Here is a 23,846-nt window from a genome sequence, read left to right as displayed (position 1 = left end):
AAAAAAACCGCTCCAGTCCGGGATCGGACGAGCGGTTTTTTTAAATGGTGCCCGGGGGCGGATTTGAACCACCGACACGCGGATTTTCAATCCGCTGCTCTACCCCTGAGCTACCCGGGCACAAGGGGCCAAAGCCTCCAAAGCGAGGCAAGCCGGTGCGTTATAGGAAAAAAGGGTGCGGCTGTCCAGTCCCGAAATTTAAAAAATGCATTTTTATGACAAGGACTTGAGTTGAAAAGATTTCCCGGGTTCGCCCCTCGGGCTTCAGTAGTCTTCTTCCTCATTGGAAATGACCGTGGGGGCTTCTTCAGTGGGAATCGCATAGGAGCCCTTGAGCCAGCGGCCAAGGTCCACATCGGCGCAGCGCTGGGAACAGAAAGGATGATATTTCTTTGTCGCCGGCTGGGTGCAGATGGGGCATTTGGCCACTGTGTTGGCCGGTTCCTTTTTGGTCATTCCTTGCTCTCCTCAAGCTTGAGCGGGCTGCCGGTGCGCCGAATGAAGGCCTCGCTATAGTCGGGATGTTTCCTGATCCAGTCAAGGACGCCTGCCGGTCCTTTGATCACATAGGGTTTGCCCGGTTCCCGTCCGGCCTCATGGGTGGCCTCGCGCAGTACCTCCAGCGCCCGTGTGGCCACATCGGGCACAGGCTCTGTTGCCGCCAGCATCTGCGCGCCAAGCGACCTGATGTCCGCCTTGCGGATCAGCTCCAGAAGCCCGAAGGCGGAAATGTTGGAGCGCTGAAGCTGCTGGGGGTCGGCCTGGATCAGATTATCGATCACATCCATCAGTTTGGTGACTTCGCCCTTGCCGGACATATTGACAAAATCAATGACAATGAGCCCGCCGATGGCGCGAAGCCTGAGCTGGCGGAAAATCTCCCGGGCGGCTTCCCGGTTGAGGCGCAGGATCTGCTGCTCCCGGTCGCTGGAGAAATGGGCCTCGCCCATATTCACGTCGATGGCGGTCAGGGCCTCGGTTTCCTCGATGGTGATCCAGCCGCCGCAGTCGAGGGGGATACGTTTCTCAAACAGGGACTGCAGGTCGTCCTCCACACCATGGAGACTGAACAGGTTCTCGCGCGTGGCGGCCTGCTCAAGCCTGCCGGTTAGTTCGGGGGCAAAAACCTCGGTCCATTGATGGGCCTGTTTCATATCCTGGGCCTGGTCAAAAATGATGGCATCCAGAGAATTGTTGCCGAAGGTGCGCATGATCTGGGCGATCGGGTCCGGGCCCTGGGCCAGAAGCTTCGGCGGCAGGGTCACGGCCAGGTTTTTCTCAATCGATTTCCATTGGCCGAGAAGCCTGTGTGCCGTATCGGCCAGCTGTTTGTCCGGAAGGTCGGCGGCGTCGGTGCGGAAGGTGATACCGCAGCCGTCGAGATCAAGGCTTTCGCCGAAACTTTTCAGGGCATGACGGCGGTCCGGATCCTTGATACGGCTGGAAACAAAGGCGCCGGAGCGGAAGGGGTGCAGGACTATTCCCGAGGATTGCAGTTCAATGCGGCCGGTGATCTGGGCTTCCTTGCCGTCCACCGGATCGCGGGTGACCTGGACAATAATCTTCTGTCCTTCAGCAACCAGCCGGGTCAGGTCTTTTGGTTTTTTGGCTGGCTTTACCGGCGTTTTATCGCCTGTCGCCGGTTTGGGCAGCATCTTGAGTTGCAGAAAGCCTTCCAGTCCCCTGTCCAGTTCGACAAAAGCGGCCTGCAGTTCCCGGCTCACCGACCTGATGCGGCCCATGTAAATGGCGCCGACAAAGGAGGGGTCATGATCCCGGTACAGGCGGATTTCCACCGGCCGGCCGTTTTCCAGGAGCGCCGCGCGGGTCTCCCCGGGGCTGCTGCTGATCAGGAGTTCCCGGCTCATGGTGTCCGACCCTTATAGCCGCTGCCCTCCAGCATATTGGCGGTCTCGAACAGGGGCAGTCCCACCACATTGCTGTAGGAACCGTTGAGGCTTTTGACAAAGCGGGCGGCCAGTCCCTGGATGGCATAGGCGCCGGCCTTGCCCTGCCATTCGCCGGAGGCAATATACTCTTCGATATCTTTCGGGGTCAGGCGCTTGAAGCTGACCACCGTCATCACCACCCGGTTGAGGACGTTGCCTTCGGGTGTGATCAGGCACAGGCCGGAATAAACCCGGTGGCGTCTGCCGCTCAGCATCTGCAGGTATTTTACGGCTTCTTTTGCGTCGGCAGGCTTGCCAAGGATGCGGCGTCCCAAAGCGACCACCGTATCGGAGGCCAGGATGAAGGCATCCGTTTTTTGCGCTGCCACAGCGTTCGCTTTTTCCACGGCCAGACGCCCGGCCAGCCGGCGCGGCTCTTCATCCTTTTCGGGGGTCTCGTCGATTTCCGCCGGGCAGATGTCGTCAGGAACGATCCCGATCTGGGCCAGGAGTTCCTGCCGCCGGGGGGAGGCAGAAGCCAGAATCAGGGGAATATGCTGCGGGACGGACTCAGTCATGGGGATCAGAATACCCGACGTTTGAATATTCTGTGAAGGGGGGGAAGTCCACCAGTCACCTTACAGGTCTCATAGGGGGCGGACTTATTTGAAGCGATAAGTGATCCGGCCCTTGGTCAGATCATAGGGGGTCATTTCCACGGTAACCTGGTCACCGGCCAGGACACGGATGCGGTTTTTGCGCATTTTTCCCGCCGTGTGGGCAAGGATTTCGTGGTCATTTTCCAGTTTGACACGGAACATGGCATTGGGCAGAAGTTCCACCACGGTCCCGTTCATTTCAAGAAGGTCTTCTTTGGCCATATGGGCTCCTAAAGTGTAAATCTACGTTTCCGTTCTCACGGAAACAGCTTTTTCCATGGCAGAAAATATGCGACATGCCGAAAAATGCAACCATTTTTGTTGGTTTTACTGTAAAATCGCGATAATTCGTCCACTTGGGGTGGGTATCTACAGTCCGGGCGACTGCATGACATCGAACCGCTGTAGAATTCGTTCTTTCAGCATCTCCCGCACCTTTCGATATTCATCCAGAATCAGTTCCCGGTTGCCGCTGACAAGACTCGGATCCAGGGTCGGCCAGTATTCCACCTCGCAGGCCATGGTCCGGGTCCAGTCGAGAGCCGTGTGATGCGCTTCGGGGCTGAGGCTGACAATCAGATCGAAGGAGCTGTCTTCGATCTGGTCCAGCCCTTTTGGGATATGATCGCTGATATCAAGGCCGATTTCTTCCATAACGGTGGCGGCGAAGGGATTGACTTCATCTGAGTCGGGACGGATGCCGACGCTTTGCACAAATATCCTGTGGCCGCAGTAATGTCGGGTCAGCGCCTCTGCCATGGGGGAGCGGATCGAGTTGAAATTGCACATGAATAGGACGCTGTTAATCTCGTCGGCCGGAAGATGCGCCGGTTTTTCAGGCAAAGGAGGACGTTTGAATCCCGCCATGCGTTTACCTTATTTGCAGGACGCAGATCAGCGTAAACAGCCGCCGGGCGGTATCCATATCCAGTTCCACCTTGTCCGCCAGCCGTTCCATCAGAAGTTCGGAACCTTCGTTATGCAGGCCGCGCCGGCCCATATCGATGGCCTCAATCTGGCGCGGGCTGGAGCTCTTGATGGCAGTGTAGTAACTGTCGCAAATCAGGAAATATTCCTTGATGATGCGCTTGAAAGGGGTCAGGGGCAGGGTGATGGAGGCCAGTGGTCGGCCGTCATCGCTGCCGATGTCAAAGACAAGCCGGTTGTCTTCCATGCGCAGCCGCAGGTCATAGGGGCCGTCATAACCGCCTTCGAGCTCACCAAGGGGAGAGAAAAGATTGTCTTCCAGTAGATCAAAGATGGCAACCCGTCGTTCATGCTCTATATCGGCATTGCGCCGGATGATGCTTGATTCATCCAGCTCGATATGGCTGATGCGCTGTTTTGATGTCCCGGCGGTCATCTTCGTTTCCTACATGTCGGTCTCTAGTATGTCATTCACTGGCGTCTAGCCTGATTGAAATGGATCGTCCATGCGCCTGCAAACCTTCTTCTTCGGCCAGGGTTACGGCTGCGGGCCCGATCCGGGCCAGGCTTTCCGCACTGCATTCTATCAGCGTATTCCTTTTCATGAAGTTAAGGGCGCTGAGGCCGGAGGTAAAGCGGGCATTTCTGGCAGTGGGCAGAACATGGTTCGGTCCCGCAACATAGTCACCGATCGCTTCCGGAGTGTAACGGCCAAGGAATATGGATCCCGCATGTTTCATGTCTTTGGCCAACTCCCGTGGATTGTCCACGGCAAGCTCCAGATGCTCGGGCGCCAGCCGGTTTACCAGCGGTGCGGCCTCCTCCAGGTCATTCACAACAATAATGACGCCATGCTCGTCCCAGCTGGTGCGGGCGATATTGGCCCGGGGCAGGGTGGCGAGGTGGTCTTCCACGGCGTCCGCCACCATTTTGGCATAGGCTTCGTCATCGGTGATCAAAATACTCTGGGCCACCTCGTCATGTTCTGCCTGGCTGAGCAGGTCCATGGCAATCCAGCGGGGATCGTTTTTATTGTCGGCCACCACCAGAATTTCCGAAGGCCCGGCGATCATGTCGATGCCGACAATGCCGAAGACCTCGCGCTTGGCGGCGGCGACATAAGCATTACCCGGACCGGTGATGACATCCACCGGGGAAATGGTTTCCGTGCCGTAAGCCAGCGCACCGACAGCCTGGGCGCCGCCGACTTTATATATTTCGGTCACACCGGCCAGTTCGGCAGCCACCAGAACCAGCGGATTGAGATAACCGTCCGGCGCCGGGACCACCATAACGATGCGTTCCACACCCGCGGCCTTGGCCGGGATCGCGTTCATCAGGACAGAAGAGGGATAGACCGCCTTGCCGCCCGGCACATAAATGCCGGCCGCATCAACGGCCGTCCAGCGGGCGCCGACGGTGACGCCCTGGGCGTCGGTAAAGCTGTCATCTTCGGGCAGGTGGCGCTTGTGAAAGACCTCGATCCGGTCCGCCGCTTCCTGCAATGCCGCCTTGACGTCATCTTTAACATTGGCACGTGCGGCGGCAATTTCTTCGGGGCTTACCCGCATGGTTTCAGGGGTCAGTTGAAGCCTGTCAAAGCGAGAGGTGTAGTCGATCACGGCCGCATCGCCGCGCTCGCGCACCTCGGCCAGAATGGCTTTCACCGCATCGGTGACATCCTGGTCGGATTCCCGCTTGCTGTTCAAAAGCGCCGTAAAGTCTTTCTCGAAATCCGCGGTGCGGTTGTCCAGCCTACTTGCCATTGAGGGCCTCGCCGATATTCGAGAGGATTTCACTGATTTCCTCGTTCCGGGTCTTGAAGGCGGTGCGATTGACGATAAAGCGGCTGGTGATGTCGACGATCTTCTCGATTTCCACCAGGCCGTTGGCCTTCAGTGTCGAACCGGTGCTGACCAGGTCGACGATCCGGCGACACAGGCCAAGACTCGGGGCCAGTTCCATGGCGCCGTTCAGCTTGATACATTCCGCCTGCACACCGCGGGCGGCAAAATGCTTGCGGGTCAGGTTGGGATATTTTGTCGCCACCCGGATGTGGCTCCAGCGACTGGGATCATCCGTCTTGGAGAGGTCGGCAAGTTCCGCCACCGACAGGCGGCAGTGGCCGATATCCAGGTCGAGCGGGGCGTATATTTCCGGATAATCAAATTCCATCAGCACGTCGTTGCCGGCAACGCCCATCTGGGCGGCGCCGAAGGCGACAAAGGTGGCCACGTCGAAGCTTCTGACCCGGATGATACGCAGATGCGGATGGTTGGTGTCAAACGCCAGCTTGCGCGATTTCGGGTTGTCGAAATCCGCTTCGGGGATAATGCCTGCCCCGCGAATGATGGGCATGACTTCCTCTAGAATCCGACCCTTGGGCAGGGCCATGATCATTTGTTCCGGTGTATTGTCAGGCTTTGACACCATATTTCTCCTGGCACTCAACTTCAAAATTCAAAGTCGCCCACTTTTACGCAATTGAGTCAAAAGAAGCCAGCATTGAATCCAGGCTTTTTGAAAGAAAATCCCCGATAAAGGGCGAAAAAGAGGTGGAAATCCGGTCTAGTCCTTCAGGGATTCCAGAATCTTGTGTTTGGGATGGCATTTAGCCGGCCAGGGGTGGCCAATATCCTGCATCTGGGCGTCAATGATTTCGGTCTCGAGGCGAACCACTTCGTCTCCCGCAAAAATCAGGTCGATGAGCCAGTTACCGTCTTCCGTCTGTCTGGCCTCCACGGTCAGCAGTTCCAGCACATGGGACTTCAGGTTGACCGGGAAATTCTGGCGGCTGACTTTCAGGACGTCATTGAAATGCAGTCCGGTGCGGATCCGGCAACAGGCGTTGCTTTCCATATCCAGCGGCCGGCCTGTTTCGCTGCAGGTCTGTTCCCAGGTATATCGGTTGAGCATGAGGACGAAACGGCGTTCGGCCGGCAGCCAGGTGATATCTTCCATCACGGTTACCGCATCCTGCAGATAGGCTGACATGATGACCAGGTCTTCCTGGTCCTCCGCCTTGAGCCTCAATGGACTAAATGTCTGTTTTTCCTCAGTCATAATGGAATACTATAACAACTTGATCAGACGCCGTCAGCCTTTTCCCTGATAATTTTTGCACCGCACGCCGTCAGCTTCTGCACAAGCCCTTCATAACCGCGGTCCAGGTGATAGATACGGTTCACCAGGGTATCTCCCTCTGCCGCGAGCCCGGCCAGCACCAGCGACATGGAAGCGCGCAGGTCGGTGGCCATGACCGGCGCCCCGAGAAGCTTTTTCACCCCGCGTACGGTGGCGGTATTGCCGTGCACGGTAATATCGGCGCCCATACGGGTCAGTTCCGGTACATGCATAAAGCGGTTTTCAAAGATGGTTTCTGTGATGACAGAAGCTCCGTCGCACAGGGTCATCAGGGCCATGACCTGGGCCTGCATATCGGTGGGAAAGCCCGGGTAGGGCTGGGTGACCACATTGATCCCCTGGATACGGTCGGTCTTGAGCCAGCACATGAGACCCCCGTCGGTTTGTTCAAAGCCGAGCCCTGCGTCTTTCAGGACGTCGTAGCTTCCTGTCAGTACGGATTTCAGGTTTTTACCGATCAGTTCGATCCGGCCGTTTGTGATGGCCGCCGCTGCGGCATAGCTGCCGGCCTCGATCCGGTCGGGCATGACGGCATGTTCCGCGCCGTGCAGGGCCGGTACCCCCTCAACGGTCAGGGTTTCGGTACCGATGCCCGTGATCCTGGCGCCCATTTTATTCAGGCAATGGGCCAGGTCGGAGATTTCCGGCTCCCGGGCCGCATTTTCGATGATGGTGGTGCCCTCAGCCAAGGTGGCGGCCATCAGGATGTTTTCCGTCGCGCCAACGGAGACGATGGGGAAATGGACCGTTCCGCCGGTTAGTTTGCCGCCGGGGGCATGGGCGCGTACATAACCCTCTTTCAGCTCGATTTCCGCGCCCATTTCCTGAAATCCCTTGAGATGCAGGTCGATGGGCCGGTTGCCGATGGCGCATCCGCCGGGCAGGGAAACCGTCGCTTCCCCCTCGCGCGCCAGCAGGGGCCCCAGCACAAGGATGCTGGCCCGCATCTTGCGGACAATGTCATAGGGGGCGGTGGTGCTGGTGATTTCGGGGGTGGCAATGGACAGGGTCCTGCCGCCGCCGTTCAGCCCGCCGTCACGTTCCACATTCAGTTCCGCTCCGTGACCTTTCAGCAGGTCGGCGAGGGTGCGGATGTCAGCAAGCTGTGGCAGGTTCGAGAGCACAAGGCTGTCTTTGCTCAGCAGTCCCGCACACATGAGCGGCAGGGCTGCATTCTTGGCCCCGCTGACGGGGATCTGTCCTTCCAGGCGTTCGCCGCCGGTGATGACCAGTCGGTCCATGGGTTTCCTTTAATTTTTAGAGTTTGGGCAAAGTTACGCCGGTCTGGCCCATATATTTGCCCGAACGCATTTTATAGGACACCTCACAGGGTTCGTTACCCTGCAGGAACAGGAACTGGCAGGCCCCTTCGTTGGCGTAAATCTTGGCCGGAAGCGGTGTGGTGTTGGAAAATTCCAGGGTCACATGGCCTTCCCAGCCGGGTTCCAGCGGGGTCACATTGACGATAATGCCGCAGCGGGCATAGGTGGATTTGCCAAGGCAGATCACCAGCACATCCTCGGGAATGCGGAAATATTCCACAGTGCGGGCGAGGGCAAAACTGTTGGGCGGAATGATGCAGACGTCGGACGGCCGGTCGACAAAACTCTTCTGGGAGAAATCCTTGGGGTCCACCACGGCGCTGTCCACATTGGTGAAAATCTTGAATTCCTCGGACACCCGGGCATCATAACCATAGGAGGACAGGCCATAGGAAATGACGCCTTCCCGGTTCTGCCGGTCAACAAAGGGTTCGATCATGCCTTCTGAAAGTGCTTTTTCCCTAATCCATTTATCGGACATGATGGCCATGGGGTACTATCCTTTTAAAATATGCTTCCGTTTCTGTCTTAGCCCAGATGAATCGGGCTGACAAGTCAGGAGTTCGGCTTGTCTGACTTGGGTTCGGCCGATGGCTTCCGGCTTTGATCCTTTCGCCGTTTCAGGTTTGCCCTGAGGGCTTCGGCAAGCTTGTCCTGCTGCTCCTGTTTTGCTGTTTTTTTGTTTTCGCTCATTGTTCTCGCCCTGGTTTTCTTCTGACAAAAAAAGATGGCCCGAGTATGGCCATCTTTTCTGCGGTCGCATCTCTCTGATTTCCTTTTTACTCAGCCCTGTGGCATTTCGCAATTATTTCCAATATAGGTCTTGCACAGGTCTGAAAGCTATGGCATGTTCCGCGCCATTCCGGCAGGAGTCGCAAGGCATCCGGCCAGGTCCCGTCTTTCGGGCCGCTGTAGCTCAGTGGTAGAGCGCACCCTTGGTAAGGGTGAGGCCGAGAGTTCAATTCTCTCCAGCGGCACCATTATTCCAGAGTTTATTTTCTTTCAGGATTTTTAGAACCGGCAGGCTATGGCTTTTGCGGTTTAGTGTTACCTTGTTTGGGATGCAGGGCAAGTTCGAATAAATATTCCTTCAGGGGCTTGATGATTTCAATGAAGTCAAAGATGCTGGATGGTTTCTGGATGTAGACGCTGGCGCCGTTCCTGTAGCACTGCCCGATGTCTTTCTGGTCTTCCGAGGTGGTCAGAATGACGGTTGGGATATGGTTCAGATTCGCGTCGGATTTGATGTCCTTGAGGATGTGGCGTCCATCGCGTCCGGGCATGTTCAGGTCGAGCAGGATCAGGCAGGGAAGCCGGGTGGAATCTTTTTCCGTACACTCCTGCAGATAAGTCAGCGCTTCAAATCCGTCATCGCAGCGATGTATCGGATTTTTTAAGTTACCGTCCTGCTTAAGCGCATAGAGGATCGCCTCAAAATCGTCTTTGCTGTCTTCTATGACTAAAATCGGTTTTGTCACCTCATGTTTCATCTTCAGCCTCTGTTTCCAGAAAGACTTCTGACCGGGGTTTCCGGCGCGATTAGATCGGGGCGCCGCTCGATAGCGAGATGACTGCGGTAAAAACAGACATAATGCTCTTTGTCACGTTTGGCCTGGTACATGGCCTCGTCGGAATGGCGCATGAGCCGTTCCGGTGCTTCTGCTTCCGTGTCGGAGATGGCAACACCAATGCTCAGCGACATTTCAATGCTATTGTCTTCCAGCTGAAAAGCTGTATTGCAGATCGCGTCTATGACTCTCTCGCAGACAAGCGTGCAGGTGGTGAACCCGTCACTTTCCAGATCCACAAGAGTGACGACAAATTCGTCACCGCCAAAACGGGCAACACAGTCAATTTCTCTTATGCAGGCCGACAATCGTCGGGCCACTTCCACCAGAATCGCATCTCCCGCGGCATGTCCCAGCGTATCATTGACGGGTTTGAAGCCGTCCAGATCGATAAACAGGACCGCAACCAGAGTATTGTGGCGCGATGCTGCTTTCAGGGACTGGGTAAGATGCTGCAGATAAGGCGTTCGCAAGGGAAGCCCGGTCAATTCGTCTGTCATGACGTTTTTCAACTTGGCGGCTTCCTGTTTTTTATGATCAATCGCCGCCTGAATGGCCCGGGATAAATTGTTGTTATCCAGGGCTTCGTTCTTGACGATATAATCATGGGCGCCGCCCTTCAGAGCCGACACCGCAATTTTTTCATTGCCTTCGCCGGTCAGCATAAGGACGGGCTGGGTATAATCCGTGAGCTGCAGTTCCTTGAGGATCTGCAGGCCGTCGCATCCTGGCATCGAATAGTCCAGCAATACACAGTCAAATTCTCCGTTCCGGGCCATTTCCAGGCCTTCGCGACCGTCATCCGACTGTTCAATATGATAGTCGATGTCCGTATCTTTTTTTAAGATTCGGCTGTAGCTGAACAGATCGTCTTCGTTATCGTCGATCAATAAGATTTTCAGACTTTGTGTCAAGCACCGCCTCCTTTCGGAAGGATCGCCACTTCAAGCCAATATTCCTTGAGGTGGTTGATGGCATCCATGAAGCTGTCTAGTTTCACGGGTTTCTGAATGAATGTATTTGCGCCGAGCACATAACATTCTTCTACATCTTTCTCGTTGTCTGACGTGGTCAAAATGATCACGGGAATATGGTGTGTAGAGGGGTCCGCGCGAATTTCACTGAGGATTTTTTTACCATCCTTGCCGGGTAAATTGAGATCAAGCAGGATGATGCCCGGTTTGGGGGCGTCTTTCCTGTCTTCAAATTCTCCTTTGGCCATCAGGAAATCCATGGCCTCTTCCCCGTGCTCGCAGCGAAAGACCGGATTGGCGAGATTGCCTCCTTTTTTGAGGGCTCTCAGTGTGGCCTCATAATCGTCGTCACTGTCTTCAATCAGCAAAATGGGTTGGGATGTTTTCATGCTCATTTAACTTGGTCCTTGCTGAGTGTGAAGAAGAACGTAGAACCTTTGCCTTTTTCGGACTCAATCCAGATTCTGCCATTATGACTTTCGACAATTTTCTTTACAAAGCTGAGGCCCGCACCCGTGCCTTCGCCATATTTTTTTCTGCTGTTTAGCCGTTTGAAAATTCGAAAGACCTCATCGTGAAATTCAGGGTCTATGCCGATGCCGTTGTCTTTTACATAAAAAACCCGGCTATTTTTGCTGTCGCCGGTGCAACCGATTTCCACATGGGGGGTCGGATTATCACAATATTTTACTGCGTTGACGATCAGGTTGCGAAACAGTTCGGTCACCCTGACGCCGTCACAGGTTACAACGGGTAGTTTTTCCGGCACGGATATGGTGACATTTTTTTCTTCAAGGAAATCATGAAGGGTCGTCCGGATATCCTTAATTATTTTGTTTATGTCCGTTTTCTTGACCGACTTGTCGATGTTGCCAAGCCGGGAGAAATACAATAGATCGCTGATCAGTTTTTCCATCCGGCGGGTTAGCTCCATCAGGCGATCCAGTCTCTGGAGTCCGTCTTCTTCAAGACGATCTTCATAATCTTCCTTCAGGAAGGCGGAATGGTTGTGAATGGCGCGCAGCGGTTCTTTCAGGTCGTGGGAGGCAATATAGGCGAAATTATCCAGTTCCTTGTTTGATTTTTCCAGTCGCTCCATGAGGGCCTGTCTTTCTTTTTCGTGGAGCTTCTTCAGAGTGATATCACGGATGATGCCGGTGAAAAGCCTCTGTTCTTCCAGGCCAACTTCACTGACGGCGAGCTCAAGCGGGAATGTCTTGCCGTTCTTGCGTCGACCTTCCACTTCCCGACGAAAGCCGATGATTTTTTTCTCACCGGTCGTCAGGTAGTTTTTAAGGTAGCCATCATGCCCTTCGTGATAGGGAGACGGCATCAGCATATTGATGTTGCGGCCGATGACTTCTTCCGGCAAGTAGCCAAAGATGGTCTCACAGGCCGGGTTGTATCGTTCAACGGTTCCTCGGTGATTGATGGTGATGATGCCGTCGACCGTATTGTCAATCACGGCGTGGGCGCGTTTCTCGCTTTCGATCAGGGCGTTCAGAAGCGTCTGGAATGATTGGGCCAGTCTGCCGATTTCGTCTTTCTGCTCTGTGGGTAGATCAAGGACACCTGTATCCTTGGTCTGCCCGAATGCGACGATTCCCTGGGTCATGCGCCTCAGCGGCGTGGTCATTTTATGTGCCGCCATGCCGGCGAGCATCACAGACAGGATGGTCAGGGCAAAAGCCAGTATCAGTGTATCTATACGTGTTTTATTTGCCGCCTCGATCAGTCTTGAAATTGGAACTTCCTCGACAACACCCAGAAAAGCGCTTTCCCCTTCTACACCGATCTGCAGACGCACCATATAGGAGGCGTGACCGTCAGCCACCAGGGCTTGTTCGTCGTTTGGTGAATGGGAAAGTTCCAAAAGCCTGTCCGGGGGAGGAACGGTATAATCCTGATGAAATTGAAACTCTTCCAGGACGCCGTCCTCATCCAGCGTCATATAGTCGCCGGCATGATTGATGACAGAGGTTCTTTTTTCGGTACGGAGAGTTTCAAAGGTTTTGGTCAGCATGGCGGGGAAGTCGGTATTGATCACGATAAAACCAAACAGGTGTTCATTTCGGAATACGGGGACAACCACACGGACCGTGGGGGTCTTGCTGCTGTCGATCTTGCCTTGCTCACGGTTATAGGTGACTTCCGAGAAATAGGCTTCCTCCGGTCCGAGGAGGAGGCCTTGCTGGATATAGGGCTCTCCCCATTTGCTCTGAAGGTCCTTTTCACGCACACTCATCAGTTCATCATTCTTGCGATCAACGCGAACCAGTTCCCGCGCATTGTCGGCAAGCCCGATATAGCGCATCTGGATATAATGGGGCCGCGCCTCCATTATGGAACTGAAAATGGTTTGCAGCCTGTTTGACCATCGTTCGTATGAGGAGCCGTCAAAAGGGTCTATGCCGCCATTTTCCACACTTCTATAGAGACCCGAGATGGGGGGGGTTTTTGAGACTATATAGGCATCGGTATACATCTGCAGATAACCCTCGCGGAATTTTTCTGCGGTGAGCCGTGTTTCTGCAGCAAGACCTTCAATCGCCGTATTTACAGCGATCTTCGAGGTATGAAGATAGTTCACGGCGTCCACGATCAAGGTTGCGATCAAGACCATGCTGCAGGTCAGCAGAATAATTTTATGCCGCAGGAGCAGCGCTTGCCGGGCCATGAGGTTCCTCAAGTACATTAGAATTTAATAAAACTCTAATGAATAGTGGTTAAGAAAATAATAACAGGGGGGCCGGGCGTGTAAGATTACGGCTATCGTTCAGATTGATGCGCTCAGCCGCAGCTTTGCCACGTCACGGACCGGCGGGGCGCCGAACAGGCGGGCATATTCGCGGCTGAACTGGGACGGACTGTCGTAACCGACCCGGTAGGCCGTGCTGGCAGCATCCAGGGCATCGGTCAGCATGATTTGCCGGGCTTCTGTCAGGCGCAGGCGTTTTTGATATTGCAACGGGCTCATGGCCGTTACTTTTTTGAAATGGGCATGGAAAGAAGACAGGCTCATCCCGGCAATCTCCGCCAGTTGATCCACACTTATGGGTTTGTCGAAATCGCTTTTCAGCTTGTGGATGACGGCAGCAATACGCTGCAGGTTGCTTCCCTTGATCGCAAGCTGGGCGATCATGGCGCCATATTGGCCACTTAACAGCCGATAATGGATTTCCCGCACGGCCAGCGGCGCCAGCACGGGAATGTCTTGCGGGGTTTCCAGAAGGCGGGCAAGGCGCAAAACGCTGTCTCCCAGAAGCTGGTCGACCTGTCCGACAAACAGGCCGCGTCCGGTTGCGGGTTCCGCTCTGGCGGTCAGCGGGGCTTTGACCATCAGGTCGGAAAGTTGTTTCACGTCGATATCTATCTGCAGGCATAGATAGGGTTTTTCCCGGGTGGCTTCGGTGACTTGACCGATTACGGGAAGATCAACGGAAATCATCAGATACTGAGACGGCGCATATTGATAGAGATCGTCTTCCAGCAGAACCTGTTTCCTGCCCTGGGCAATCACGCAAACAGATGGATTGTAAACCGTCGGCAAACGCATGTTGAGGTCCGACATTCTGATGCATTTCATGCCGGGAATGACGGTATCGTGAATGCCTTCTCCGCTGGAGAATTTTTCAATCAGAGCTATCAGATCATTTTTCTGTTTATCGTCCATAACCTTGAAAATCCCTTAGCTTCCAGAGACTGTACTATAGAAATATATATTGGCAAAGAACAGTCATGAGGTCTTCATTTGGAGAATTAGGCAATCATGCGGGAGCTCTGTGTATTCAGATCAACCCAGGTGCGCTCTATTCTGCGCTGACGTGATATTTTGGAAACAAAAGGATGTGAAGCATGCAGAATGTGACAGACAAAGTTGTTCTGATTACCGGCGCAAGCAGCGGGATTGGCGAAGCCACGGCGCGTCGTCTGGCCGGGGAAGGCGCCATTGTTCTACTCGGGGCGCGGCGAACGGACCGGTTGGAAAAAATTGTGCGGGAGATCCGTGCGGCCGGCGGTGCGGCTGAATATCGTTCCCTTGATGTGACGGATGCCGGGAGCGTCGGTGATTTTGTGGAATTTGGCCGGCAGAAATTCGGGCGCGTTGATGTGTTGTTCAATAATGCGGGTGTGATGCCCCTGTCCCCCTTGAATGCGCTGAAAATGGACGAATGGAACCGGATCATTGATGTCAATATCAAAGGAGTCCTGCATGGTATCGCGGCGGCTTTGCCGGTGATGGAGGCCCAGGGAGCCGGCCATATTATCAATACCGCTTCCACAGGCGCTCATGCGGTTGGACCTTCCTGCGCCGTATACTGCGCCAGTAAATATGCCGTTCGCGCCATCACTGAAGGATTGCGCCAGGAAATGGCAAAAATCCGCGTCACATTGATCTCTCCGGGGGTGACGGAAACCGAACTGGGACACGATATCACCGATCAGATGGCCAAAGACTTTGTTAACGACTTGCGCTCGATATCACTATCGCCTGATGCGATTGCCAGCGCTGTGCTTTATGTTGTCGCACAGCCCGCCGAGGTGGATGTGAGTGAAATGATTGTCCGGCCGGCATCAAGCGTTGGACATGCCTTCTGACGGGAAAATTGATTAAGAGATCTATAGAAAGGAATTCAGATATGACCATTGCGCTCGTTACCGGCGGCAGCCGCGGACTTGGCAGAAGCATGGCTCTGCATCTGGCGGACCACGGACATGACATTATCCTGACTTATCGCAGCAAAAATGCGGAAGCCGAAGCCGTCGCTACAGAGATCAAGGCAAAAGGACGCCAAGCCATTGCCCTGCAGCTTGATGTGGCGAAAAGCGAAACTTTTGGCGATTTTGCGGATACCGTCAACGGCGCGCTTCAGGAAAACTGGGATCGGGAGGATTTCGATTTTCTGGTCAATAATGCCGGTATCGGCATCAACGCGCCATTTATGGAAATGAGCGAAGAGCAGTTTGACCAGCTGACCAATATCCATTTGAAGGCGGCTTTTTTCCTGTCCCAGAAACTGGTTCCCCTGATGAAGGACGGCGGACGGATTATCAATATCTCTTCCGGCCTGGTTCGTTTCGCCTTGCCGGGATATGCCGCTTACGGTGCCCTGAAGGGGGCGGTGGATGTCCTGACCCGCTATATGGCGAAGGAGCTCGGCCCGCGCGGTATTACCGTCAATGCCCTGGCGCCCGGCGCCATCGAAACCGATTTCGGCGGCGGCGTGGTGCGTGACAATCCGGAGGTCAATGACTTTGTTGCCGCCAATACCGCCCTTGGTCGCGTGGGTTTGCCGGATGATATCGGCGGAGCGGTGGCTATGTTGCTGTCCCCTGAGGCCGGCTGGATCACCGGCCAGCGGGTTGAATTCTCAGGCGGCATGTTTCTCTAGGAAATGGCATTGTTCCGCTTCTGATGCGGGTGGAGGAGTCGACAATTTTTCCATTTGCAAGTAAGATCACGGGATCACTCCGACATCATCAGGGAGTCTGCGGATGGCTGTTGCCCATATTCTCACACCAAAGAAAACTGACCTGGGGGAATTTTCCGTCCGGCGGATAATACCTCACGTCCGCCAGCGTATGGTCGGACCGTGGATTTTTTTTGATCATATGGGCCCGGCGGAATTTGCGCCCGGTGAGGGCGTCAATGTCAGGCCCCATCCTCACATCAATCTGGCTACGGTCACCTATCTGTTCGAAGGCGAGATTCTGCACCGGGATTCCCTCGGTAGCGAGCAGGTTATAACGCCGGGTGCTGTCAACCTTATGGTGGCCGGAAAGGGTATTGTCCATTCAGAGCGGGAGCGGGAGGAAGTGCATACGGTTCACCACCGGGCTCATGGATTGCAGCTATGGCATGCCTTGCCGGAAGAGGAGGAAGAACGAGAGCCCTCGTTCCATCATTATCCTGACGCGGATATTCCGGCCTTTGATGTGGAAGGTGTCCCGGTACGGGTCATGATGGGTCAGGCCTGGGGGCGGGGCTCGCCGGTCATCACCTTTGCGGAGACCCTTTATGTGGAAGCTCGCCTGTCTGAGGGACAAAGCCTGCCAGTCCCGGAAGCAGACGAACTGGCGATTTATGTGGTTTCCGGCAGAGTACAAATTGGCCAGCAGGATGTGGAGCAATACCATATGGCTGTGCTGGAGGATTTTGCAGGAGAGACAATCCAGGCTTTGGGCGATTCCCAAATTGCTATCATTGGCGGGGAAAAAATGGGCAAACGTTTTCTGGACTGGAACTTTGCGTCCTCGCGCCGGGAGCGGATAGAGCAGGCAAGGGCCGACTGGAAACAGGGCAGGTTCCCGAAAGTGCCGGGAGATGACAAGGAGTTCATTCCGCTTCCGGAATAAACTCCTTGTGCCTGACAGGTGGCTATTGTCCGGGTTGAGGCTTGTGCGCCATCTCGGGAACAGGGCGTCTGTTGATCCAGGGGCTAAGCAGGACCAGGCCGGCGATGATGGAGCCCATGGCCATGATCATGGAGGTTTCCCCCCGGGTTGCGCCTGCAGCGAGCAGGAAGCCGGTAATCACCGGTCCGATGGCGGAGCCGGCGCGGCCGGCGCCGACCACAAAACCGGTGCCTGTCGCTCTGAGCGTCGTGGGATAGATTGCCGCCAGCAGGGCGTAAAGACCGATGACGCTGCCCGACATACAGAACCCGACCAGGAAACCGACGGACTTGAGAAGTACCAGATCGGCAGGTACCTGACCGAACAGGATAACCAGGACACCGCCGGTCAGCAGGATTCCAACGAGCAGTTTGCGCAGGTCATAGTAGGTCGCGGCCCAGCCGAACAGGATGCCGCCGAACATGCCGCCAATGTTGACCCAGACAGACACATCGGTGCCGACAACTTTGTCGAACCCCAGGCCGGTCACCAGGGTCGGCACCCAGCCAAGCACATAGTAAAGGGTCATCACATGCAGGAAATAACTCACTGACAGGGCGACGGTCTGGGGCAGGTTCCGGGGTGTGAACAGGAGGGAGAGCCCGGCAGGTTTCGTCCCGGCTTCGGCCATCCTGATATGATCCGCTTCTGAATGACCAAGCTGGCGCAGGATCTTGTTGGTTTGTTCAAGCGCGCCCTGTCCCTTGCGGGCAATCAGGAATTCGATGGATTCCGGCATCAGAAACCAGGCGATGGGCAGGATGATAAAGGCCATCACACCGCCGAAAATAAACACGGACTCCCAGCTATAGATGCTGAGCAGGAAGGCCGCGGCAGATCCACCGAGAACGCCGCCGATGGCATAGCCGATCCCCATCATGCAGACGGAGAAATGCCGCCGCTTCTCGTTGGAAAATTCCGCGCTGACCGCGTTGATGGTGGGCAGGATGCCGCCAATGCCGAGACCGGTGATGAAACGGTAAACGCACAGGCTGATGATGTCGGTGGCAAAGGCCGAAAGCAGCATGCCGACCCCCATGACCAGCAGGCAGGCAATGACCATGAACCGCCGTCCCACCTTGTCCGTAATGGGAGAAAGAAGGATGGAGCCGACGGCCATGCTGAACAAGCCTGTGGAAATCACAATGCCGATCATTTCGGGGCCCACTGCCCAGTCCTGGGCGATGCCGGGGGCGGCAAAGGTAATGGCCAGAATGTCAAAGCCGTCAAGGGCATTGAGCAGGAGGCAGAGTCCGACAATCAGGACCTGCCTGGCTTTCATGGGCTCGTTGTTGAGAATGTCACGCGGGTCTTTTGTCATTGCCGGTATCCCTTTTTCCGGAAGTATTGGTTATTATGGTTGACTGAAAAAGACCCGACCGGCGTCTCGCTCAGAGTATATATTCAGTTGATCATGCCCTGACCCAGGTTGCAAGGGCTTCGGCAACCGCCTCTGGCCTTTCAATGGGGGCAAAATGCCCGGCGTCCTCGATGACCACCAGCCGGGCGTCCGTGTTCTGTAGCTTTTCCAGCATTTCCTCATGTTGATCCAGAGGGCTCCATTGATCCTGGCGTCCCACCACCAGCAGCGTCGGGCAGGTGACCTCCTGCAGGATCTGGGCGGCCTCCGGACGGTCAAGCAGGGCCCTGATCTGGCGTTCGTGCTGCTCGGGGTCTGCTCTCAGAACCATGGCCGTCAGGGCCTCCATCAGGTCCCTGTCCTGATGGCGGTCTTCATGAACCATGGGCGGCAGCCAGTCTGCGGCCAGGGCTTCCATGCCCTCGTTGTAGGCGAGGTTCACCCGGATTTGTCTTTTTTCCTCTTCACCTTCCTTGCGGGGATGAATACCCGTGTCGACCAGGGCCAGTTTTTTCACCCGCTCCGGCGCAAGACGATACATTTCTATGGCGATGCGGGCGCCCATGGAGTGCCCGGCCACATAGAGATCGCCCGGGACCTGGTCCAGAAAGTCCTGGGCCATTCGTGTCAGGGAAATTCCGGCGGACACATCCATGATCTTTACCGGCAGGAGATTACCCAGTTTTTCTGCGGCATGTTTCCAGACGATATCATCGGAAAGCAGGCCGGGGATCAGGACAAGTGTAGGGGAGCTATCGTTCATTTTCAGATCTGTCTTTTGCCTGTTTTACGGAGCGTATTTGATGTCCACGCTGCCTTGCCGTTTTCTGATCAGCCAGCGGCCGTCGATTTTCGCAAGTTGGTCGGAAAAACTTCCCACCAGAATTGGCGTGTTGGTTTGCAGGGGGGCGTCCTCGCCCGGTTCGGCGCTCATCAGCAGAACGCGGCTGTGGGCATGAACCAGATCCGGTTCCTTGATGTCAAAAAGGCAATTGGACAGAAGATGGCAACTGACACGGGGCGGGCGGGCCTCAAGAGATTTCAGGATTTCCGCACGCCCCCTGAAGGGATTTTCGGGGTCGCTGGGGCGGGCAAGAACCGCATCCTCGGTATAACAATCGGCCAGTTCCTGCCAGCGTCCTTCATCCAGAAGCCGGGTCACACGGTTCAGCAATTGCTGACAGTCCCATTCGATAGCCCGTCTTTCGTCCTCTGTCATTTCTTCCTCTTGCTGATTTCAATGATCCGCGGTGATCCGTCATAGATTTCCTCGACAAGATGCGCCCGGTTCTGGATCAGGGCCCGCTGATTGACGGATCCCTTGTCGGTAACCTCATTGTCCTTGGCGGAAGGCGGAATTTCAATAAGCAGGGCCCGGCGGATCAGGGTAGAAGACCCCGTGCTCTGGGCAGCAAGTTCATCAAGCTTGGTTTTGAAATATTCCCGGACCTCGGGGGTGGCAACAATTTCTTCCGGGGTCGTGCTGGAAAGATTCAGCTTTTTCGCAACCACGTCGAAATTGGGGAAAATCAGCGCGCTCAGGAAATCCCGGTCGGCGCCGGCGATCGCCACATCCTTCACGGCATTTTCATAATGGTCGATGATCTTGTCGCGAAGGGCGCCTGTGTTGACCCAGGTGCCGGTGTTGAGCTTGAAGTTTTCCGCCGTGCGGCCGTCAAACAGGAAGCCTATGGAAAAATCGTCCGGATCCAGAGGTTTGAGGGCATCCCCGAAACAATAGAAACCTTCCTCGTCAAAGGCCTTTTTGGTGGCTTCCGGGTTTTTGTAATAGCCCGGCATGATATTCGGTCCCCGTACCCGGGCATCATATTTGCCTTCGGTGGGGACAAGTTTCAGTTCACAACCATTACAGGGCAGGCCCATATTGCCGGATTCTTCCTGCGGCCAGGTGCAGAACAGGGCAACCGGGGAGGTCTCTGTGGCGCCGAGACCGGTGCCGATCAGGATCCGGGTGCCGGTGGTGGCCACGGCCCGCTCTTCCAGGGTATTCCAGGTGTGCTGGGACAGTTTGGCGCCCGCATACCAGAGCATCTTCAGGTTCTTGAAGAATTTCTGGCAGAATTCCGGGTGGGTTTTCATGTGATCCAGAAGCATTTCAAAACCCTTGGGCAGGTTAAAGTACCAGCTGGGGGATACCTCTTCCAGATTGCGAATGGTTTTATGGATCTCGCCCGGGGTCGGGCGTCCATCGTCAATGTAAAGCGAGCCGCCGTTGAACATGACCATATAGAAAACCTTGTTGCCACCCGCGGTATGGTTCCAGGGCGCCCAGTCGAGCACCACGACAGGTTCTTCTTTCATGAACAGGAAGGTTTCACTGGTCATGATCTGACCGGCGGAAATCATGCTGTTGGTATTGATCACAGCCTTGGGGGTTCCGGTGGAGCCCGACGTAAAGAGGAACTTGACGATGGTGTCGCCGGTAACCCTGTCAAAAGCTTCATCCACGGCCTGTGTCGCCGGTGTGGCGACGGCACTGGCAAAATCGATGCCCTGGTCGTTTTTACTGTCGCCGAACAGCAGTTTGGTGTCTGGGTTGGCGATGGCGGCGATGGCGCCGGAAAAAGGCTCCTTCTCCGCGGCATAAATCATGCCGGGATTTAGCGGCGGTACGATCTCCATGAGCCGCTTATATTCCGTGGCCGGGTTGGAATAGGCAGCAGACACGGGGGCATAGGGGACACCCACATAGGCGCAGGCGAGGCCAAGCAGGGCGTGTTCGAGATCGTTACCGGACAGGATGAGCAGCGGCCGATCGGCGCTCAGTCCCTGATCGAGCAGGAACTGGCCCAGATTCCGCGCCTTTGCAAGCGCTTCTCTGTAGGTGAGCTTGCGCCATTCCCCGTCCTTGCCGCGGTCGGCCAGGAAAACACGGTCCGGGGCTGTTTCGGCGAAATGAACCAGCGGTTCCATGATGCGCCCGGGGAATTCCGGCAGGGGTTTTTTCTGGGTAATATAAATGGTGCCGTCTTCGGTGCGCCTTACATTGATATCCGGTTTCCACAGGGAGATCTCGCGCATGGGGGCCTGCTGCCAGGTCTGCTCAACCGTCTTGTTTTGTTCCATAAAACTCTTCCCTAATTCTCGTGGCCGGAGAAGCTCAAATTTGTTTGTGTAGCTTAGAATCAGTAATGTATCTCATCCTAAAAATGGATACAATAATTATGTTTATTATGAAAAAAAGCCCAATATTATCAATAATGGGACACAAAACATGTTCTAAGAAGGAAGTGTTTTGTATGCAAAAAACGAATTCTGTGACCTTTTTTAATGAATGATGGCCTTGCCTCTGTCAAGAGGGTCAGTCCTTCGGCACCCCGCCCTTCTGACTGGTTGAGAACATGCTTTCAAACTGGATCTTGCTGTGTTCCCTGAACAGGGCTTCAACCCTTTCGGCGTCCCGATCGCGAATGGCGTTTGCGATGGCATGATGATGGCCGTGGGCCCGGAACATGAGTTCATAGGCACGGTCAAGACCCACCTGGTCGAAGACGATCGCCGAGGGGGCAATGAAGGGGACGTGATACAGCCGGTCGATGAAGGATTCCAGCATTGGCGACTGACAGTTTTCCACGATGGTGCGGTGAAATCGGATGTTCATCGCGCTATAGAGATTTTCATCGTCGTCTGTGACATACCGTTTCTCGAAAATCTCGTCGCCTTCCCGGAGGCAGTCACTCAGTTCTTCAAGAACTTCCGGGGAGGCGCCGTTTCTTGCCAGGGTCCGTCCGGCCAGGGCCTCCAGGGTGCCGCGCAGTTCGATGGAGCGCAGGGTTTCCTCGTCATTAAACTCCTTGACCGCAAAACCGCGCTTGCCCACGGGAATCAGGAATCCTTCTGCCGCCAGGGCGGGAAGGGCGTTTCGAATGGGTGTTCGCGACATGCCGAGCCGTTCCGCCAGACCTGTTTCGGTCAGGCGTTCTCCAGCGGCGAGCTCACCTGAAAGAATCATTTCCCGTAACTGCTGGACCGGTTTCTTAGTCATTGATCTGCCTGACCGCCTTTCAGAAAGAGCATGATCAGGCCGGCTGTGGCAATGGGAACGGCAAAGATAATGAAGTTCCCCAGAAGGCTGATCCCCCATCCAATGGTCAGCCCGCCGAGATAGGGACCGAACACGGCGCCGAACCTCCCGGCGCCCAGAGCCCAGCCCACCCCCGTGGTGCGGATGACGGCAGGATATTGCCGGGCGGCGGCCGCATAAAGGCCGCCAAAACCGCCCTGGACCAGAAAGCCGATGCAGAAAATTTCGACAAAGAACAGCTCGATAGGGCTATGCACCGCGCCGAACAGAATCATCACCAGTGTGGCCAGGCCGAAGAAGACGGCAATCAGCATATTCAGGCTCAGCCGGGCGGCAATCCATCCGAGAAGCAGCAGTCCCACAAAGGCGCCAAAGTTAAAGGTGGCACCGGCATAGATCCCTTTGTCCTTGGGCAGGCCCGCATCAACGGCAATCTTGGGAACCCAGCTGGTCAGGAAGTACAGGGTCATGAAGGCGCAGAAAAAGGCACCCCAAAGCAACAGGGTGTCGCGGCGATAGACAGGTGAAAGCAGTTTGGCAATGCCGGGCATTTTCCTCGTACTGTCTTCCCGGGGCGGCAGGGTGCTGAGCGGGGGCAGGGCAGTTGCCATGTAAATCCTGTTGATCTTGTCCAGTGCCTTGCGGGGCTGACGGGCCAGAAGAAATTCTGCGGATTCCGGCATAAACAGAAGACACAGGGGAAGCATCACAGCCGAAACAATGCCGGCATAAAGGAACAGTCCCTGCCAGCCGACAAGGGGGATGATGTTCACGGCAACAACCCCTGCTACTACAGCGCCCAGGGCATAGCCGGAGGTGGCGATGGTGACGGCCAGGTTGCGATATCGGGGCGGCGCATATTCAGAGGCCAGAGCCGTTACACTGGCCAGCATGGAACCGATGCCGAGCCCTACGAAAAGACGCAGGCCGATGAAAGTTTCCACGTTGGGGGCCATGCTGCTGAGAATCATGCCGATGGCGATGATGGTGGTGGACAGCATGATGGTGGTCTTGCGGCCAAAGACATCGGCAAAGGGGGCAATGAAAAGTGCGCCAATGGTCATGCCGACCAGGCCGGCGCTGAAAATCAGCCCCAGCGCTTGGGGACTGATGGACCAGTCTTCGGAAAAGTAAGGAGCGGCATAGGCCACCAGCAGGACATCGGCCCCGTCGAGCATGTTGAAGACAAAACAGAATAATACTGTAGTCACATGGAGAAGTTTGACAGGCTGCTCCCCCAGGGATGCTGTTGAAGACTGCGTTACTGAACTCATTTGGTTTTTCCCTATAATCCCTGGGCCTTATATATCTTCCGATCCGGAGCGAGCCTTCCCGTGGTTTCTCCGAAAGGTCCGGCAACCCCGCCGTCCGGCCTGCTTTCAAGCGAACATAAAATATATAGGCCCCGATTTATATATACCAGCTTTAAAAATATACCTTATTTGCCAAGACTGTTGTTAAAAAATGTATCCCATTTAATGTTAAAAGTGAAATAATTCTTGAATAATCGCAAAAACAGACTACAAAATGTATCCAATAAAAAACTGGCAGCATGGCGTCCG

General features: G+C 55.2%; 26 protein-coding genes and 2 tRNA genes. 4 read left to right on the top strand and 24 right to left on the bottom strand.

Translation table 11 applies throughout. From position 1 onward, the window contains the following. Nucleotides 1–45: 45 nt before the first annotated feature. The 13 genes from ACN0YD_RS12565 to ACN0YD_RS12505 form a co-directional block, all read right to left on the bottom strand. Nucleotides 46–120, bottom strand: a tRNA-Phe gene (locus ACN0YD_RS12565). 144 nt (nucleotides 121–264) lie between these two features. Next, nucleotides 265–456, bottom strand: coding sequence for a DNA gyrase inhibitor YacG (gene yacG, locus ACN0YD_RS12560; RefSeq protein ID WP_417320298.1), 192 nt, complete (start codon nucleotides 454–456; stop codon nucleotides 265–267). Beyond that, a complete protein-coding gene (locus tag ACN0YD_RS12555) occupies nucleotides 453–1,868 on the bottom strand; it encodes a ribonuclease E/G (protein ID WP_417320296.1) in 1,416 nt (471 codons plus the stop codon). Before ACN0YD_RS12555 ends, yacG begins: the two co-directional genes overlap by 4 nt. Further along, a complete protein-coding gene (locus ACN0YD_RS12550) occupies nucleotides 1,865–2,467 on the bottom strand; it encodes a Maf family protein (RefSeq protein ID WP_417320295.1) in 603 nt (200 codons plus the stop codon). Before ACN0YD_RS12550 ends, ACN0YD_RS12555 begins: the two co-directional genes overlap by 4 nt. A gap of 84 nt (nucleotides 2,468–2,551) precedes the next feature. Next, nucleotides 2,552–2,770: a translation initiation factor IF-1 gene (infA, locus tag ACN0YD_RS12545; RefSeq protein ID WP_139941500.1), complete on the bottom strand. Its 219-nt coding sequence runs from the start codon at nucleotides 2,768–2,770 to the stop codon at nucleotides 2,552–2,554. A gap of 147 nt (nucleotides 2,771–2,917) precedes the next feature. Beyond that, nucleotides 2,918–3,415 (bottom strand): arsenate reductase ArsC, encoded by a 498-nt coding sequence (locus ACN0YD_RS12540; RefSeq protein ID WP_417320292.1) that lies wholly within the window; start codon nucleotides 3,413–3,415, stop codon nucleotides 2,918–2,920. Between the two features lie 4 nt (nucleotides 3,416–3,419). Next, entirely contained in the window at nucleotides 3,420–3,911 is a 492-nt protein-coding gene (locus tag ACN0YD_RS12535; protein ID WP_417320290.1) for a UPF0262 family protein, read from the bottom strand. A gap of 31 nt (nucleotides 3,912–3,942) precedes the next feature. Further along, the gene (gene hisD / locus ACN0YD_RS12530) at nucleotides 3,943–5,241 is read right to left on the bottom strand and encodes a histidinol dehydrogenase (protein ID WP_417320288.1); all 1,299 of its coding nucleotides are present in this window, start codon (nucleotides 5,239–5,241) and stop codon (nucleotides 3,943–3,945) included. Then, nucleotides 5,231–5,908: an ATP phosphoribosyltransferase gene (gene hisG, locus ACN0YD_RS12525; RefSeq protein ID WP_417320286.1), complete on the bottom strand. Its 678-nt coding sequence runs from the start codon at nucleotides 5,906–5,908 to the stop codon at nucleotides 5,231–5,233. Before hisG ends, hisD begins: the two co-directional genes overlap by 11 nt. A gap of 135 nt (nucleotides 5,909–6,043) precedes the next feature. After that, complete coding sequence (locus tag ACN0YD_RS12520) at nucleotides 6,044–6,538, bottom strand: DUF2948 family protein (protein WP_417320284.1); 495 nt, start codon at nucleotides 6,536–6,538, stop codon at nucleotides 6,044–6,046. Nucleotides 6,539–6,561: 23 nt separating this feature from the next. Then, complete coding sequence (gene murA, locus ACN0YD_RS12515; protein WP_417320282.1) at nucleotides 6,562–7,860, bottom strand: UDP-N-acetylglucosamine 1-carboxyvinyltransferase; 1,299 nt, start codon at nucleotides 7,858–7,860, stop codon at nucleotides 6,562–6,564. A 16-nt stretch (nucleotides 7,861–7,876) separates the two neighbouring features. Next, nucleotides 7,877–8,431, bottom strand: coding sequence for a dCTP deaminase (dcd, locus tag ACN0YD_RS12510; RefSeq protein ID WP_417320280.1), 555 nt, complete (start codon nucleotides 8,429–8,431; stop codon nucleotides 7,877–7,879). Between the two features lie 65 nt (nucleotides 8,432–8,496). Beyond that, nucleotides 8,497–8,634, bottom strand: a complete 138-nt coding sequence (locus ACN0YD_RS12505; RefSeq protein WP_417320278.1) for a hypothetical protein — start codon at nucleotides 8,632–8,634, stop codon at nucleotides 8,497–8,499. 212 nt (nucleotides 8,635–8,846) lie between these two features. Between ACN0YD_RS12505 and ACN0YD_RS12500 the strand changes: the two genes are divergently transcribed. After that, nucleotides 8,847–8,921, top strand: a tRNA-Thr gene (locus ACN0YD_RS12500). Between the two features lie 45 nt (nucleotides 8,922–8,966). Here the strand turns inward: ACN0YD_RS12500 and ACN0YD_RS12495 are convergent. The 5 genes from ACN0YD_RS12495 to ACN0YD_RS12475 all read right to left on the bottom strand — a co-directional run bounded on the left by ACN0YD_RS12495 (nucleotide 8,967) and on the right by ACN0YD_RS12475 (nucleotide 14,156). Next, complete coding sequence (locus ACN0YD_RS12495; protein WP_417320276.1) at nucleotides 8,967–9,431, bottom strand: response regulator; 465 nt, start codon at nucleotides 9,429–9,431, stop codon at nucleotides 8,967–8,969. 2 nt (nucleotides 9,432–9,433) lie between these two features. Then, nucleotides 9,434–10,423: a diguanylate cyclase domain-containing protein gene (locus ACN0YD_RS12490; RefSeq protein ID WP_417320274.1), complete on the bottom strand. Its 990-nt coding sequence runs from the start codon at nucleotides 10,421–10,423 to the stop codon at nucleotides 9,434–9,436. Beyond that, the gene (locus ACN0YD_RS12485; protein WP_417320272.1) at nucleotides 10,420–10,878 is read right to left on the bottom strand and encodes a response regulator; all 459 of its coding nucleotides are present in this window, start codon (nucleotides 10,876–10,878) and stop codon (nucleotides 10,420–10,422) included. The genes ACN0YD_RS12490 and ACN0YD_RS12485 overlap by 4 nt, the downstream gene beginning before the upstream one ends. Next, nucleotides 10,875–13,160 (bottom strand): sensor histidine kinase, encoded by a 2,286-nt coding sequence (locus tag ACN0YD_RS12480; protein ID WP_417320270.1) that lies wholly within the window; start codon nucleotides 13,158–13,160, stop codon nucleotides 10,875–10,877. Before ACN0YD_RS12480 ends, ACN0YD_RS12485 begins: the two co-directional genes overlap by 4 nt. Nucleotides 13,161–13,259: 99 nt before the next feature. After that, nucleotides 13,260–14,156 (bottom strand): AraC family transcriptional regulator, encoded by an 897-nt coding sequence (locus tag ACN0YD_RS12475; RefSeq protein ID WP_417320268.1) that lies wholly within the window; start codon nucleotides 14,154–14,156, stop codon nucleotides 13,260–13,262. A 182-nt stretch (nucleotides 14,157–14,338) separates the two neighbouring features. Here ACN0YD_RS12475 and ACN0YD_RS12470 point away from each other — a divergent pair, with 182 nt between their 5' ends. From ACN0YD_RS12470 to ACN0YD_RS12460, 3 genes are all read left to right on the top strand, one after another. After that, nucleotides 14,339–15,082, top strand: coding sequence for an SDR family oxidoreductase (locus ACN0YD_RS12470; protein WP_417320266.1), 744 nt, complete (start codon nucleotides 14,339–14,341; stop codon nucleotides 15,080–15,082). Nucleotides 15,083–15,123: 41 nt separating this feature from the next. Then, the gene (locus ACN0YD_RS12465) at nucleotides 15,124–15,876 is read left to right on the top strand and encodes an SDR family NAD(P)-dependent oxidoreductase (protein ID WP_417320265.1); all 753 of its coding nucleotides are present in this window, start codon (nucleotides 15,124–15,126) and stop codon (nucleotides 15,874–15,876) included. A 103-nt stretch (nucleotides 15,877–15,979) separates the two neighbouring features. Beyond that, a complete protein-coding gene (locus ACN0YD_RS12460; protein ID WP_417320263.1) occupies nucleotides 15,980–16,840 on the top strand; it encodes a pirin family protein in 861 nt (286 codons plus the stop codon). 22 nt (nucleotides 16,841–16,862) lie between these two features. On the opposite strand, the gene ACN0YD_RS12455 is transcribed toward ACN0YD_RS12460, so the two are convergent. From ACN0YD_RS12455 to ACN0YD_RS12430, 6 genes are all read right to left on the bottom strand, one after another. After that, nucleotides 16,863–18,200 (bottom strand): MFS transporter, encoded by a 1,338-nt coding sequence (locus ACN0YD_RS12455; protein ID WP_417320261.1) that lies wholly within the window; start codon nucleotides 18,198–18,200, stop codon nucleotides 16,863–16,865. Between the two features lie 91 nt (nucleotides 18,201–18,291). After that, nucleotides 18,292–19,002 carry an alpha/beta fold hydrolase gene (locus ACN0YD_RS12450; protein ID WP_417320259.1) on the bottom strand — a complete coding sequence of 237 codons (711 nt, stop codon included), beginning with the start codon at nucleotides 19,000–19,002 and terminating at the stop codon, nucleotides 18,292–18,294. A gap of 24 nt (nucleotides 19,003–19,026) precedes the next feature. Further along, complete coding sequence (locus ACN0YD_RS12445) at nucleotides 19,027–19,458, bottom strand: nuclear transport factor 2 family protein (RefSeq protein WP_417320257.1); 432 nt, start codon at nucleotides 19,456–19,458, stop codon at nucleotides 19,027–19,029. Further along, entirely contained in the window at nucleotides 19,455–21,326 is a 1,872-nt protein-coding gene (locus ACN0YD_RS12440) for a feruloyl-CoA synthase (protein ID WP_417320255.1), read from the bottom strand. Before ACN0YD_RS12440 ends, ACN0YD_RS12445 begins: the two co-directional genes overlap by 4 nt. Before the next feature lie 235 nt (nucleotides 21,327–21,561). Then, nucleotides 21,562–22,245, bottom strand: coding sequence for a GntR family transcriptional regulator (locus ACN0YD_RS12435; RefSeq protein WP_417320253.1), 684 nt, complete (start codon nucleotides 22,243–22,245; stop codon nucleotides 21,562–21,564). Further along, nucleotides 22,242–23,558, bottom strand: a complete 1,317-nt coding sequence (locus tag ACN0YD_RS12430; RefSeq protein ID WP_417320252.1) for an MFS transporter — start codon at nucleotides 23,556–23,558, stop codon at nucleotides 22,242–22,244. Before ACN0YD_RS12430 ends, ACN0YD_RS12435 begins: the two co-directional genes overlap by 4 nt. Nucleotides 23,559–23,846 lie beyond the last annotated feature (288 nt).

The sequence above is a fragment of the Emcibacter sp. genome, assembly GCF_048269205.1.
Taxonomy (GTDB): Bacteria; Pseudomonadota; Alphaproteobacteria; order Sphingomonadales; family Emcibacteraceae; genus Emcibacter.
The sequence above is the reverse complement of the archived record's forward strand: the minus strand, read 5'-3'. Positions and strand labels throughout refer to the sequence as shown.

What these genes read in the sequence shown, in the direction of transcription:
- hisG (WP_417320286.1), bottom strand. Translation starts at nt 5,908, where the DNA reads ATGGTGTCAAAGCCTGACAATACACCGGAACAAATGATCATGGCCCTG.
- ACN0YD_RS12430 (WP_417320252.1), bottom strand. Translation starts at nt 23,558, where the DNA reads ATGAGTTCAGTAACGCAGTCTTCAACAGCATCCCTGGGGGAGCAGCCT.
- ACN0YD_RS12540 (WP_417320292.1), bottom strand. Translation starts at nt 3,415, where the DNA reads ATGGCGGGATTCAAACGTCCTCCTTTGCCTGAAAAACCGGCGCATCTT.
- ACN0YD_RS12520 (WP_417320284.1), bottom strand. Translation starts at nt 6,538, where the DNA reads ATGACTGAGGAAAAACAGACATTTAGTCCATTGAGGCTCAAGGCGGAG.
- ACN0YD_RS12555 (WP_417320296.1), bottom strand. Translation starts at nt 1,868, where the DNA reads ATGAGCCGGGAACTCCTGATCAGCAGCAGCCCCGGGGAGACCCGCGCG.
- hisD (WP_417320288.1), bottom strand. Translation starts at nt 5,241, where the DNA reads ATGGCAAGTAGGCTGGACAACCGCACCGCGGATTTCGAGAAAGACTTT.
- ACN0YD_RS12475 (WP_417320268.1), bottom strand. Translation starts at nt 14,156, where the DNA reads ATGGACGATAAACAGAAAAATGATCTGATAGCTCTGATTGAAAAATTC.
- ACN0YD_RS12450 (WP_417320259.1), bottom strand. Translation starts at nt 19,002, where the DNA reads ATGAACGATAGCTCCCCTACACTTGTCCTGATCCCCGGCCTGCTTTCC.
- ACN0YD_RS12470 (WP_417320266.1), top strand. Translation starts at nt 14,339, where the DNA reads ATGCAGAATGTGACAGACAAAGTTGTTCTGATTACCGGCGCAAGCAGC.
- ACN0YD_RS12550 (WP_417320295.1), bottom strand. Translation starts at nt 2,467, where the DNA reads ATGACTGAGTCCGTCCCGCAGCATATTCCCCTGATTCTGGCTTCTGCC.
- ACN0YD_RS12455 (WP_417320261.1), bottom strand. Translation starts at nt 18,200, where the DNA reads ATGACAAAAGACCCGCGTGACATTCTCAACAACGAGCCCATGAAAGCC.
- ACN0YD_RS12495 (WP_417320276.1), bottom strand. Translation starts at nt 9,431, where the DNA reads ATGAAACATGAGGTGACAAAACCGATTTTAGTCATAGAAGACAGCAAA.
- ACN0YD_RS12460 (WP_417320263.1), top strand. Translation starts at nt 15,980, where the DNA reads ATGGCTGTTGCCCATATTCTCACACCAAAGAAAACTGACCTGGGGGAA.
- ACN0YD_RS12480 (WP_417320270.1), bottom strand. Translation starts at nt 13,160, where the DNA reads ATGGCCCGGCAAGCGCTGCTCCTGCGGCATAAAATTATTCTGCTGACC.
- infA (WP_139941500.1), bottom strand. Translation starts at nt 2,770, where the DNA reads ATGGCCAAAGAAGACCTTCTTGAAATGAACGGGACCGTGGTGGAACTT.
- ACN0YD_RS12445 (WP_417320257.1), bottom strand. Translation starts at nt 19,458, where the DNA reads ATGACAGAGGACGAAAGACGGGCTATCGAATGGGACTGTCAGCAATTG.
- ACN0YD_RS12465 (WP_417320265.1), top strand. Translation starts at nt 15,124, where the DNA reads ATGACCATTGCGCTCGTTACCGGCGGCAGCCGCGGACTTGGCAGAAGC.
- yacG (WP_417320298.1), bottom strand. Translation starts at nt 456, where the DNA reads ATGACCAAAAAGGAACCGGCCAACACAGTGGCCAAATGCCCCATCTGC.
- dcd (WP_417320280.1), bottom strand. Translation starts at nt 8,431, where the DNA reads ATGGCCATCATGTCCGATAAATGGATTAGGGAAAAAGCACTTTCAGAA.
- ACN0YD_RS12505 (WP_417320278.1), bottom strand. Translation starts at nt 8,634, where the DNA reads ATGAGCGAAAACAAAAAAACAGCAAAACAGGAGCAGCAGGACAAGCTT.
- ACN0YD_RS12440 (WP_417320255.1), bottom strand. Translation starts at nt 21,326, where the DNA reads ATGGAACAAAACAAGACGGTTGAGCAGACCTGGCAGCAGGCCCCCATG.
- ACN0YD_RS12535 (WP_417320290.1), bottom strand. Translation starts at nt 3,911, where the DNA reads ATGACCGCCGGGACATCAAAACAGCGCATCAGCCATATCGAGCTGGAT.
- murA (WP_417320282.1), bottom strand. Translation starts at nt 7,860, where the DNA reads ATGGACCGACTGGTCATCACCGGCGGCGAACGCCTGGAAGGACAGATC.
- ACN0YD_RS12435 (WP_417320253.1), bottom strand. Translation starts at nt 22,245, where the DNA reads ATGACTAAGAAACCGGTCCAGCAGTTACGGGAAATGATTCTTTCAGGT.
- ACN0YD_RS12485 (WP_417320272.1), bottom strand. Translation starts at nt 10,878, where the DNA reads ATGAGCATGAAAACATCCCAACCCATTTTGCTGATTGAAGACAGTGAC.